The following is a 13,283-nucleotide window of genomic DNA, read 5'->3' on the forward strand; positions in this document are numbered from 1 at the left end:
TATAATTTTTGCTTACTGAAAAAGAGTTTATAGAAAAAGCCAAAATAAAAGATATTTTTGTTAAGATTATTATTAAAATATTAAAATTTAAAAGAGAGTGGAAATTTTGTTAAATAAAGAATTAGAAATTTTTAAAAAAAATCTTAGTTCCTATACCCAAAGTTGTAGAAAATTTTTTCTTAAGCAAGGGGCGTTTAGTTTATATCATTCTAAAAATATGGATAATTTCATAAAAAAAGCTTATGATATAGTTCTTAAAGATTATTTTGATGATTTTTCACCTCCAAGTGATAATATCCCTTTTTGTGTTTTAGCAAGCAAAGCATATGCAAACAATAGTCTTTGTTTTAATGAAAGTATTTCTTTGATTTTTGTCTATAAAGATATTAAGGCTTTTCATTTAAAACCTATGATTAAGGCTTTTATTGAAATTTTAAATGATACACATTTGCAAATTGACTCTGTTATCTTAGAATTTAATGGACTTTATAATGCTAGCAATGAGCTTAAGACTTCTATAATACAAACTCGTTTCATATGTGGTTCTAGGATTTTATTTAAAGGGATTAAGACGAAATTTGAGAGTATTTTAGAAGAAAATAAAAATGATTTTGCCAAGCTTTTGCTAGAAAATTTTAAAGAATTTGATATTCCATTTATAAAGCAAGAATTTAATATCTTAAAAGATTTTGGCGGATTAAATCATTTAAGATTCTTAGAGAGTTTGCTTGTTCTTTTTAAGACTTCTCCAAAAAATTATGCTTTAAATTTTATAGATGAAAAAAATTTAAGCGAGTTGCGTTTAGCTGGAGATTTTTTACTTTCTTTAAAATCAGCGATGAATTTATTAAGTGCTAAAGATGAGGATGAGTTTTTACTTATTAATGTTCATGATTTGAGTGAATTAATGTATAAAAAAGCTAAAAAACATTTTGGAGCAAATGAGTTGTTGGTTCAAAAGGCTTTGCAAAGTATGCATACTATAGGTTTTTATACACACTTTCTAGCAAAGCAAATTCAAGATGGATTAAATCATACCCCTAAACAAGAGTATAAATTTAAAACTCTTATAGAAGTTTTAGAATACTTATTAAAACTTGAAGATAAAGAGGTTATTTTCGATCTTAACTTGGTTTTTGCCCTAAGAAGATTGAAATACGGTAAAAAAGATATAGAAAAAGCTTTAATACTTTTTGAGAAAATTTTTTATAAAAGGCATAGTTTTTGTGTTTTAAAACTTTTGCTTGATAGTGGAATTTTAAAAGATTTATGCAAGCCTTTTTGGACAGTTCGTTTTTTAAGTGATGAAGAAGGAAATTATAGTTTTGATGAGCAAGTTTTTCTTATGTTAAGTGAATTTGAAAAATACGAAGATGAGCTTGAGATACTCCAAAAACTTAAAACCGATGAAAAAATGATTTTAAAGCTTGTGATACTTTTAAGCGCTATAGAAAGTGAAAATGAAATTTCTTTAGCAGGCATATATAGAGCGTATTGCTCCAAATTTGATTTAAAGAATGAAATTTTAGAATGGGGTCTTAAAATATTTAAAAACAATAATGCCTTAAAAGATCTTGTAGAAAAAGAAGATATATATAATCCTATTGTTGTAAGTAGTTTGGTTTCTAAATTAGAAAATTTAGAAAATTTAGAGCTTTTATACACTTTAACTTGGCTAAAGGCTAAGGCTTTAAATTACAATGCTTTTTATTTTAGAGTTCTTGATAAACTTTTAGAAAATGCAAAACAAGGTTTTGAAGATGAAAATCTACTTGAAGAAAGCGCAAGAAGAGTAAAAAAAGAATTAACGCTTAAAAGAAGTAAGATTTTTTTAGAGCAAGATGAAATTTTGCAAGATAAAATCATACATATCAAATCAAATCTTTTTATTATAAAAAATACTTTTGAAGATATTGTTATGATTTCTAAATTAGCCAAAGAAAATGATTTTAAATTTTGGTTTAGCAATGAAACAAATCTTAGTTTGCAAATTATTGCACCACTTCATTTTAATATTGCCATTATTTTAAGTTCTTTAACAAATTTAAATCTTATTTTCATGAATTTTTTTGAACTTTTTGATGATAAAATTTATTTAAGATTTGAATATGATAATATTATCAGTGATGAGCAAAAACTAAAACTTTGCGAGCTTTTAAATTCAAATCTTTCTGGTTTTAATTTGAAAAAAATTAAAAAGCCAATCATTAAAAAAGATGAGTTAAAATTAGACTTAAATTATTCTAAAATGTATGCCAAATTAGGTCTTAATACTAAAGATCAGCAAGGTTTAATGGCGTATTTGATGAATGTTTTTAATGAACTTGAACTTGTTTTATGCGCAGCAAAAATTCAAACCATAAGACAAAGGACGCGTAATATTTTTATTTTTCAAAAGAATGAAAAACTAGAACATAGCGAGCAAAAGTTAGTTAATTTATTAATAAGTGAGTAAAAAAATGTGTGGAATCGTAGGCTATATAGGAAATAATGAGAAAAAACAAATTATACTAAATGGACTTAAAGAATTAGAATATCGTGGCTATGATAGTGCGGGTATGGCAGTGATGCAAGAAGGTGAGCTTAGTTTTTTTAAAGCTGTAGGAAAACTTGAAAATTTGGCGAATAAATGCACGGATTTTGAAAGTCAAGGTTATGGTTTTGCTATAGGTCATACAAGATGGGCAACTCATGGTAAGCCTACTGAAATCAATGCACATCCTCATTTAGGACAGTATTCTTGTGTGATTCACAATGGTATTATAGAAAATTATAAAGAAATCAAAGATAAACTTGAAAAAGAAGGCGTGAGTTTTTTAAGTCAAACCGATACTGAAGTTATTGTCCAGCTTTTTGAATTTTACGCAAGAAATTTGGGAGTTTTTGAAGCTTGGCAAAAAACCATCAAAGAACTTCGCGGTGCTTTTGCTACTTTGTTAGTAACAAAAAAAGATCCCAATCATGTGTATTTTGCAAAAAATGCTGCTCCTTTGATTATCGGTAAAAATGCAAATAAAGAATGGTATTTTTCTTCAGGTGATGCACCTTTGATAGGAAGTTGTGATGAGGTAATGTATCTTGAAGATTTAAGCTTGGGATACGCGAGTAAAGATGAGCTTGTTGTTTATGAAAATGATGTTTTAAAATCACTTTGTTTTTCTAAGCTTTCAGGCGATAAGGCTTATGCAAAAAAAGACGGCTTTCGCTTTTTTATGGAAAAAGAAATTTATGAACAAAGTCGCGTGATGAGTGAAGTTTTAATGGGACGTATTCAAGGCGATGAAGTCGTTTTTGATGAGCTAAACAATGAAGATTTAAGTCAAGTAGATGAAATCACGCTTTGTGCTTGTGGAACAAGCTATCATGCTGCAATGGCAAGTGCTTATTTGTTTGAAAGAATTGCTAAAGTTAAAGCTAAAGTAGAAATTGCAAGTGAATTTCGATACCGTGAAGCAATTATAAAAAAAGATTCTTTATTTATCGTTATTTCTCAAAGTGGAGAAACAGCAGACACTTTAGAGGCTTTAAAGATTGCAAAAGAGCAGGGCGCTAAGACTTTTGCAATTTGTAATGTGGATAATTCTAATATAGTGCGTTTAGCACACCTAAGTCTTTTAACTCGTGCGGGCATAGAAAAAGGAGTTGCTTCAACTAAAGCTTTTGCCACTCAGGTTTTAACACTTTGGATGCTTGCTATTTTTATGGCGCAAAAAAGAAATTTAAATGTTTCTGCTGAAATTAAAGCGCTTTTACATACTCCAAATTGTGTGAGTGTAAAACAGGCTTTACATGAAAAAATTCATCGTTTATCCAAGCGTTATTTAGATGGACATGGCTTTTTCTTTATAGGTAGAGATGTGTTTTATCCTTTGGCCTTAGAAGGAGCTTTAAAACTTAAAGAATTATCTTATCTTCACGCTGAGGGTTATCCTGCAGGAGAGATGAAACATGGCCCTATTGCTCTAGCTGATTCTAAACTTTATACTATAGCTTTAATGCCAAAGCATATGCTTTATGAAAAAACAAAATCAAATGTTGAAGAGCTTATAGCTAGGGATTCTACAGTGCTTAGCATTTCGCCTTTAGAATTTGATTTGAGTGATGATTTTATAAAAACTAATGAGCAAGATCACTATATGTGTGAATTTTTTGAAATGATGGTAATTACTCAACTTTTAGCAATGGAAATTTCTATAAGACTTGGCAATGATGTGGATATGCCAAGAAATTTGGCTAAAAGCGTAACGGTAGAATAGAAATGAAAAAATTTTTTTGTTTAACTTTCGTTTGTAAACTTTTTGCTTTAAGTGAATTTGAACTTCATCATATTGATAAAGTACATAAGCTAGGGTATAGTGGAGATACTATTATAATAGGTGTAGCCGATGATGCTTTTAATCAAGATCATATTAGTTTAAAGGATAAGATTTTAAAGTCTACTTATCCTACTGATACAGCTGGGAAACAGCTTATACCTGATTTGCAAAAATCAACACACGGAAGTCATGTAGCAGGTATAGCTGTTGGAGCAAAGATAGACGATAGTAAACCTTATGGAGTGGCTTATGGGGCAAAATTTTATGGAGCTGGGGTGTTTCCAAATGGCTCTTACACTCAAAATCCTAATATTTATAATTTTTTCAAAAATGTGAGTATTATTAATAATAGCTGGGGTATTAAATTTTATCCTTATTTTAATCTTAGAGCTTCAAATTCTGGATTAGTAGATTGTACTCAAACTAATCAAGGGAAAAGCTATAATATCTGTAATACTCCTTTGGAGTATGTTATGAAAGCAGATAAAGTTGCTAATGATATGATGAGGCTTAGCAAGGATAAGGGAGTATTAAATGTATTTGCTGCTGGTAATGAAGGAATTCTTAGCCCTGCTTTGCATGCGATTTTACCAAGTTATGATGAATCTTTAAGAGCTTGGTTGGCTGTTGGAGCTTTGGATGCAAATGAGATTACTTTAGAATCAGATGGGACTTTAACAATTAAAAGTCAAAGTTTGGCCGATTTTAGTAATGGTTTTAAGGGAGCTACGAATTTTTCTTTAGTTGCTGCTGGGGTAAATATTAATAATGTTGATTCAAGCACTAATGATAACTTTACAAAAAAAAGTGGAACTTCTATGGCAGCACCTATGGTGAGTGGAACAGCGGCACTGGTCAAGCAAAATTTCCCCTTTTTGGATGGTAAGCAAATTGCTGATATACTGTTAAGTACAGCAAATAAAAATTATAAGGCTCCAAAATTTACTGTTAAACAAGTAACCGATGGAACAAATCAACCTAAATTTCTTATTGTGTATATTTCGCAAGATCCACCTAAGATAGAAGATGAAATAAAACGGGATTTAAAACAGCTTTACAATGGAATGCAAGTTCAAGTTAATGGACAATGGATTGATTATAGTGATTATATTTGGGATAATAGAGATAGTGCGCAGTCGCAAAAACTTAATACTTCCACTATTAGTTCTATTAATGGAGTAGTTAGGGTTGAAAAAGAAGAATTATTTGGACAAGGAATTTTAGATGCACAAAAGGCATTAAAAGGACTGAGTATTTTAGATGCAAACAGACTCAGTGACCAGGATGTATTAAAATATGATCAAGAACCTAATACAGCTTATTATACTATAAATACTGCAGGTTATGATGCTGAATTTTCTAATGATATTAGTCAAAGAAAATGGGATGAAAGTACTCATTTATCAAGCACTATTAATAAACCTACACATTTAGCTAATCTTAACATAGGATTATCTAAAGAAGGTGAAGGTATTTTGATTATCAGTGGTCAAAATACTTATGAGGGTGCAACTTTAATCAAACAAGGAGAATTAAAGCTCAAAGGAAAAGTTAAAAATAATGCTTATGTAGAACAAGAAGCAATGCTAAGCGGTAATGGTATTGTAGGGCAAAATTTAAACAATAAAGGCATAGTTAGACCTGGAAATGAAGATTTGAGTGATTTAACCGTGCAAGGAACTTATACTCAAGAAGGAGTTGACTCTAAATTACAACTTGATTTTGGTAATTATAAAAATTCTAAACTGATTGCAAAAACTTATGATATTAAGAGCGGGAATTTAGAATATATTCCTTTACCTAAATACTATATCTTAAATAAGCCAGTGAAAATTAATTTAGGAGATTTGGAAAAAAGTTTATCATCTTTTAATCATGTTTTGGTGCAAAATACTTATGCTTTAAATTTTGATTTTGTTTTAAGTGATGATTTAGTGAGTATTAATAAAACCTTAATAAAACCTAATTTAAAACCCAATGCTTATGAAATTCCTAATACAAGCTTGGGAAATGCTTTAAGACAATTGCGATCTAGAGCAGACTTGAGTCGGACTTATCAGGAATTTTTTGCTTCTTTAGATAATGGAATAGATGTAAAGACTAAATTAAATAGAATAGAAGGTTCAGAGTATTTAAGCACTTTTAGTAATCATAATCAATCTAATTTGATACAAAATAACATATTGTTTACTCTTCATCCTCTTAATATTAATAATTTTGCACAAAACAATAATATGTTACTTGCTAGTGCTTATTTACCTAGAATTTTTAGTAATGAAGAATATTTTTGGCACCTTACTCCAAGCTATAAATACTATAAAGATAAAGATTTTTCAGGTCAAAAAACAGGTGCTAATATCTCTTTAGGAGAAAATTTCTCATCAGGCTTTTTAGCTTATGCTTTATCTCTTTCTAGCGCTAGATTTAATTTTAATAATGGTAGTGATTTGAAGAGTTATAATATGGACTTATTGTTTAATTATAACCATGATTTAGATTTTATAAAAATATTAAGTGGATTAGGTATAGGTGTAGGATTTAATACTCTTAATCGTTTTGTAGTAGAGCAGCCAATTGAAGGCAAGTATAAAACATTGCAAACTTCAGCCCAGCTTGGTGTAACTAAAGATATTATTTTAGGTCAAGATTTTATTTTTAATCCTTTAATGTATTTTACACATAGTTTTTTTTATCAAGAAGATTTTAAAGAAAATAAAAGTCCTTTTGCTAAAAATTACGAAAGTTTAAAACATCATAGCATAAATACAAATTTAGGTTTTAATCTTGCTAAAAATATAGAGCAAGATGATTATCAAGCTTCTTTTTCTACTTTTGTAATTTTTGAAAAAAGAATTTATGGAAGAACTTTAGAAAATAAGGCTAGTTTTGTTGATTTTCCTATTGCTTTTATTCAAAAATATAAATTAAAAGATAATATTTTAAGTCAAGGTTTTAATTCAGAATTTTTATATAAAAACAATGTATTTTGGCAGTTTATGTTAATGAATAGATTTTCTCATAATGCCTATGAATTGCATTTAATGAGTTCAATAGGAAAACGTTTTTGAAAGTATTTATTTTTTTAGCTTATAATAAATAAAATTTTAATCAAAGGAAAAAATTATGGAATACAGAGTTGAACATGATACCATGGGTGAAGTTAAGGTCCCAAATGACAAATATTGGGGAGCGCAAACTGAAAGAAGTTTTGAAAATTTCAAAATCGGTTGTGAGAAAATGCCAAAGGTTTTAATCTATGCTTTTGCAAATCTTAAAAAATCTTTAGCTTTAGTCAATAACAAACTTGGCAAACTTGATGATGCTAAAAAAAATGCTATAGTTCAAGCTTGTGATGAGATTATCGCAGGTAAATTTGATGATAATTTTCCACTTGCGATTTGGCAAACAGGTTCAGGTACGCAAAGCAATATGAATATGAATGAAGTTATTGCAAATCGTGCCACTGAAATCATGGGCGGGGATTTTCGCAAAGAAAAGCTTGTACATCCAAATGATCATGTTAATATGAGTCAAAGTTCAAATGATACTTTTCCAACAGCTATGAGTATCGTTGCAGTTGAGCAAGTAGAGAAAAAGCTTATCCCTGCGCTTGATGAGCTTATTGCAACTTTTGAAAAAAAAGTAAAAGAATTTGATGGTATTATCAAGATAGGACGCACGCATTTGCAAGATGCTACGCCACTTACTCTAGCACAAGAATTTAGTGGATATCTTTCTATGCTTTTGCATTCAAAAGAGCAAATCATCGCTTCTTTACCAACTTTAAGAGAACTTGCCATAGGAGGAACCGCAGTAGGAACAGGGCTTAATGCACATCCAGAATTAAGCCAAAAAGTAAGTGAAGAGTTAACTCAACTTATAGGTACGAAATTTGTTTCAAGTCCAAATAAATTTCATGCTTTAACAAGTCATGATGCGATCAATTTCACTCATGGAGCTATGAAAGGTTTGGCTGCAAATTTAATGAAAATTGCAAATGATATTAGATGGCTAGCTTCAGGTCCAAGATGCGGTCTTGGTGAGCTTATCATCCCTGAAAATGAGCCAGGAAGTTCGATTATGCCAGGTAAGGTAAATCCTACCCAGTGCGAAGCTGTTACTATGGTTGCTGTACAAGTGATGGGAAATGATGCAGCTATTGGATTTGCAGCAAGTCAAGGAAATTTTGAGCTTAATGTGTTTAAGCCTGTGATTATTTATAATTTCTTGCAAAGTCTTGATTTGTTGGCTGATTCTATGCATTCATTCAATATCCATTGTGCTGTAGGCATAGAACCAAATCGTGCAAAAATCGATCATAATCTTCATAATTCTTTAATGCTAGTTACCGCTCTAAATCCACACATAGGTTATGAAAACGCTGCTAAAGCAGCCAAAAATGCCCATAAAAAAGGTATTTCTTTAAAAGAAAGTGCAATGGAGCTTGGTTTGGTTAGCGAAGAAGATTTCAATAAATTTGTTGATCCTACTAAAATGATAGGTCCAAAAGCCTAGAACATAAAACTTGCCTTTTTTAAGGCAAGTTAAATTAAATTCTTATCTTTTAAAATCACATACATTCTTAAAGTTGATACAAAAAAGGTTAAAATCGCAGGACCTAGTATAATACCCCAAAAACCAAAGGTAGAAATTCCTGCTATCATAGCCAAGAAAATTAAAAGTTCGTTGATTTTGGTTGGAGTTTTTACAAGTTTTTTGTTGATCCATTTGATGATTAAAGGTTTGATTAAAGTATCTGCTATAAAAGAAATTACAATTACAGAATAAATAAAAATAACAAGAGCTGAGTTAAGATTGTTTGAGGCAAATTCATAAAGACTTACAGGCACATAAATTAAAGCTCCTCCTATAGCAGGTATGAGAGAACTTACAGCAAAAATTACTCCCATTAAAATTCCATCATAACCATAAAACATTGTGATTAAACCAAAAAGTGCACCTTGAAATATCGCTACAATCACCATAGAGTAAAGCACAACAGCCATAACATTACCCACTTCGCTTAAAACATCATCGAGTTCTTTTTTATCAATAGGAATGATGGATTTAAGATAGATAACAAGTTCTGTTCCATATAGATTTGCAAAGAAATAAAACACGCAAATTAAAACCATATCTATAAGGAATTTAGCTCCTGATTTTGTAAAACTTGAAGCATAACTTAGGATTTGTTTGGAAATGCTATTTAAATCTATAGAAGCTAAAAATTCTTTGATTTTAGGTTCTAAAAAATTAAAGCTTTCAGGCAAGGTAAATTGATAGTTTTTGACATAATCAAGTGTTTGTGTGACTAAATTGATATCAAAATTCTTTAAAGCTTTGGCAAGTTCTATCATGGCATAAACAAAAGGTGCAAAAAAAAGCAAAACCATGCAAGCTGTTGTAAGAATGGAAGCTAAAAATTTATGTCCTTTAGTAAGATTTAAAAATTTCGCATTGATGTTTGAGGTAGCTACCGCCATTAAACTAGCTATGATAATCACAAGTAAAAAACCTTTAAAAAGATAAAGCAAAAGAAATAAAATAACTAAAATAAAGCTTATAAGAAAGATTTTTCCATTTTGCAAAATTTACTCCTCAAATAAAGTTTTTTCATAGTTTAATTTTAAAGCACTATAGCTTTTTGTGCTAGCTATACGCCCTTTTGCAGTGCGTTCTATATAGCCATTAGCAAGCAAATAAGGCTCAATTACATCTTCTATGGTATTTTCATCTTCGCTTAAAGCCGCAGCAATACTTGCAAGCCCGATAGGTTTTTGCTTAGCAGCGGTTAAAAGTTCAAGATATCTTAAATCCATCGCATCAAAACCAAGCTCATTCACTCCTAAAGAATTTAAGGCTTCATTAGCTCTTTTTTCTGTGATAATCTCTTCATCATTAACATCAGCAAAATCTCTTACCCTTTTTAAAAGCCTTAGAGCTATTCTAGGGGTTGAACGACTTCTTTTAGCGATCTCAAGTGCGGCTTTTTCTTCGCAAGTTTTATTAAGTTTTAAAGCTGCTTTTTGCAAGATGAGAGCAAGTTCGCTATCTTTGTAAAATTCTAATCTAAATTGCATACCAAAACGATCTCGCAAAGGATTACTAAGCATACCTGCACGCGTTGTAGCTCCTATAAGAGTAAATTTTGGCAAATCGATTTTTATGGTTTGGGCGGCTGGACCACTACCTATGATAATATCAAGGCGGTAATCCTCCATCGCAGGGTAAAGCACTTCTTCGATAGCAGGGCTTAAGCGATGAATTTCATCGATAAAAAGTATATCTCCTTCGCTAAGATTAGTTAAAATAGCGGCTAAATCCCCGCTTTTTTCTATCATAGGAGCGGCGGTTGTTTTGATATTTGCACCCATTTCATAGGAGATGATATTAGCTAGTGTTGTTTTTCCAAGTCCTGCAGGACCGCTAAAAAGTATATGATCTAAACATTCATTGCGTTTTTTAGCTGCAGCTATAAAGACATTTAAATTTTTTTTAATGCTTTCTTGACCTATATAACCATCAAAATTTGAAGGACGCAACGAAGTTTCGTAAGTTTCATCAAAGGAGTATTTTTCTATTTCTACTATTCTATCCATATCTTTGCTTATATTTTGGAAAAATTAAAATAAGATTTTAGCTAAAATTTGCTAGAATTTACATTAAACTTTAATGATTATGGTTTAAAAATGGGAATTTTAACAAAATTAGAATTAGATTATGAAATTGACGATATAGAAAAATTTTTACAATTTTTTAGAACCATGTGCGATAGGTTTGAACCTTTAATCATCAAGCTTGGAAGCGATAGTGTGCGTTATAAAGAAGCTATAAAAGAGCTTGAAACTTTAGCACACAATACCGCTTGGGCAGCAAGACGTTTAAATCTTGAAGAAGTGACTGATTTTTGTGTATTTTGTGAAGAGATGATGGCGCAAGCAAATCGCTTTAACGGACCTGCTAGTGATGAATTTACGGATTGGATGCTTTTGATGAGCGATCAGTTTGAAAAATATTGTCGTTCATATGAAAATGATGATTCTGTTTTAGCGGTTTTTAATCCTTTAATTGTTAATGTTCCAAATATTATTTCTAAATAAGGGAGCGACTTGGCTTCGACAGGAGTAAGTCTGCTTAGATGGCATGTCGCTTTGGGCAAAGCGTAAAAAGCCCAAATAAAATTAAACGCAAACAACGTTAAATTCGCTCCTGCTTACGCTAAAGCTGCGTAAGTTCAGTTGAGCCTGAAATTTAAGTCATACTATCTAGCTTAATTTTCGGTCATTTTTGATAGTGTAGCCTTGCGTTTGACAAGCGTTGAGGTGAAATAAAGTCTTAGCCTTGCTTTTGAGTTTTGGAAGATGAGCGAAGTAGGGTGAAGTAGTCATCTTTGCTAAGCATGTAGAGGTCTTTGTGGGATTATTTTTGGACAGGGGTTCGATTCCCCTCGCTTCCACCATCACGCTAATTTTAAGTAAATCATAAGTTTATTTCAAATTTTTAGAATTTTTTATATGAAGTTAAGATCGATTTATTACCCTTAAAACTTTGATATATTAAGTTTTATAATTTTTCATTAAAAATTATAGTTTTATTTTTAAGCTTATTTTTAGGGGGGGGGTATAATTTCTTCTTTAGTTTAAATTTATTGAAGGAGAAACTTATGAAGAAAATTGCTTCGAGCAAGATATTGCTAAGCTTAGGTGTAGCAACTTTGCTTTATTCGGGTGCTTTTGCTGAAGAAATCAATCTTGCACAATCTTCAGATATAGGAAAATATTTTGAAGAAAATGGTAAGGATATCAATCTTAAAAATCCTGATAATTACAAAGGAAAAGATTTAAGTATCAAAATGGGCATTGGGGATTTACCAAGCGATGGCTATGATAGCGCTGATTATCGATTGAACATTGATATCGGTAAAAACAATACTTTAAGCTTTACGCATAATAACAATCAAGAACCTGCTTATGTAACAAATCTAAACGCTACTGCTAAAAAAGTTGAAACAACAGATATAATTTTACAAGCTTTTGCACCTTCGGTGATTAATGGAGATTTGACTATGACTGGCTCAGGAAAGGAAGCCATTACCGAGGATGAAGAAAAAGGCTCAGGTATAATTCTTTATAATGGAGCAGGTGAAACACAAAGTGCTAATGGTAGCTTAACTATAAATGGAAATTTTACCGCCGATAAAACCCTTTTTGCTACTTATGGAAATTTTGTTAAGGTAAATGGAACTGCAAATCTTACAAATTCAAATTTTGGACTTATCAAACGCTCTTATACAGACTTAGAAGCAAATAATGTAATAATGGTTCAAGCTAAAGATTTCAATGAAGATATTTTAAAAGCAAAGAACAATGCAGGTGCATTACTTGTAAAATTTTTAAATGATTATGTTTCAACTGATCTTCATGGCAAAGATGAATTAGAAACAGGAGCTGTTATAGATATTAGCGATGAAGAGAAATATGGCGATGGAGAAAAAGGCTTAGTAGATTATAAACTTAGTGTTCAAAACTGCGGTGGCAATAAATGCTTGGTAGTTAATGGAGGTGCTACTGCAGCAGCTAAAAATAAGCTAGTTCAACTTCAAGTAGATATAGATACTATCGATAAATTACTTAAAAATGAATTTGATTCCGATGAAGGTGAAGAATGGGAGCAAGCCAAAGAAGCCCTTAATAAACAAAAAACTGAACTTCAAGCAATGTTAGATGAAGCTAAGAAAAACGGCGGTAAAATCGATGATGAAAAATACGTTGATTTAGTAAATAAAAACTTAAATTTAAATCTTAGTACTAATGATAAAGCTTCTATCCTAGCTCTTCGTTCTATCACAGAACAATTAGGAAGTATAGGAGCAGATTTAGCAAGTAGAGAAGGTGTAAAACTAGCCCTACAAATCAAAAAAGACACAGACAATACAGGTAAATCTGTATCTAATCTCAATTCAGCTTC

7 protein-coding genes, 1 other RNA gene and 1 pseudogene are annotated in these 13,283 nt (G+C 30.9%); 7 read left to right on the forward strand and 2 right to left on the reverse strand.

The window, feature by feature from the left end; all coding sequences use genetic code 11:
* Window positions 1-106 precede the first annotated feature (106 nt).
* Genes ELQ12_RS08045 through fumC form a run of 4 tightly spaced genes read left to right on the forward strand, consistent with a single transcriptional unit; the run spans window position 107 to window position 8,831 of the window.
* Window positions 107-2,455 carry a nucleotidyltransferase gene (locus ELQ12_RS08045; protein ID WP_070261089.1) on the forward strand — a complete coding sequence of 783 codons (2,349 nt, stop codon included), beginning with the start codon at window positions 107-109 and terminating at the stop codon, window positions 2,453-2,455.
* A 4-nt stretch (window positions 2,456-2,459) separates the two neighbouring features.
* Window positions 2,460-4,256, forward strand: a complete 1,797-nt coding sequence (glmS, locus tag ELQ12_RS08050; protein WP_052776832.1) for a glutamine--fructose-6-phosphate transaminase (isomerizing) — start codon at window positions 2,460-2,462, stop codon at window positions 4,254-4,256.
* A 2-nt stretch (window positions 4,257-4,258) separates the two neighbouring features.
* A complete protein-coding gene (locus tag ELQ12_RS08055) occupies window positions 4,259-7,384 on the forward strand; it encodes a S8 family serine peptidase (protein WP_134264692.1) in 3,126 nt (1,041 codons plus the stop codon).
* A 55-nt stretch (window positions 7,385-7,439) separates the two neighbouring features.
* Complete coding sequence (gene fumC / locus ELQ12_RS08060) at window positions 7,440-8,831, forward strand: class II fumarate hydratase (protein ID WP_134264693.1); 1,392 nt, start codon at window positions 7,440-7,442, stop codon at window positions 8,829-8,831.
* A 29-nt stretch (window positions 8,832-8,860) separates the two neighbouring features.
* Here fumC and ELQ12_RS08065 read toward each other — a convergent pair whose 3' ends face one another.
* A complete protein-coding gene (locus ELQ12_RS08065) occupies window positions 8,861-9,904 on the reverse strand; it encodes an AI-2E family transporter (RefSeq protein WP_044780168.1) in 1,044 nt (347 codons plus the stop codon).
* A gap of 3 nt (window positions 9,905-9,907) precedes the next feature.
* Entirely contained in the window at window positions 9,908-10,915 is a 1,008-nt protein-coding gene (ruvB, locus tag ELQ12_RS08070) for a Holliday junction branch migration DNA helicase RuvB (protein WP_002862037.1), read from the reverse strand.
* A gap of 90 nt (window positions 10,916-11,005) precedes the next feature.
* On the opposite strand from ruvB, the gene ELQ12_RS08075 reads away from it, so the two are divergent.
* From ELQ12_RS08075 to ELQ12_RS08085, 3 genes and pseudogenes are all read left to right on the forward strand, one after another.
* Window positions 11,006-11,416: a hypothetical protein gene (locus ELQ12_RS08075; protein WP_002783915.1), complete on the forward strand. Its 411-nt coding sequence runs from the start codon at window positions 11,006-11,008 to the stop codon at window positions 11,414-11,416.
* Window positions 11,417-11,775, forward strand: a transfer-messenger RNA (tmRNA) gene (gene ssrA / locus ELQ12_RS08080). It abuts the gene before it with no gap.
* Between the two features lie 204 nt (window positions 11,776-11,979).
* Window positions 11,980-13,283, forward strand: a pseudogene (locus ELQ12_RS08085) (autotransporter outer membrane beta-barrel domain-containing protein); the annotation flags it as partial.

The sequence above is a fragment of the Campylobacter sp. US25a genome (assembly GCF_004379075.1).
GTDB classification, from domain to species: Bacteria; Campylobacterota; Campylobacteria; order Campylobacterales; family Campylobacteraceae; genus Campylobacter_D; species Campylobacter_D jejuni.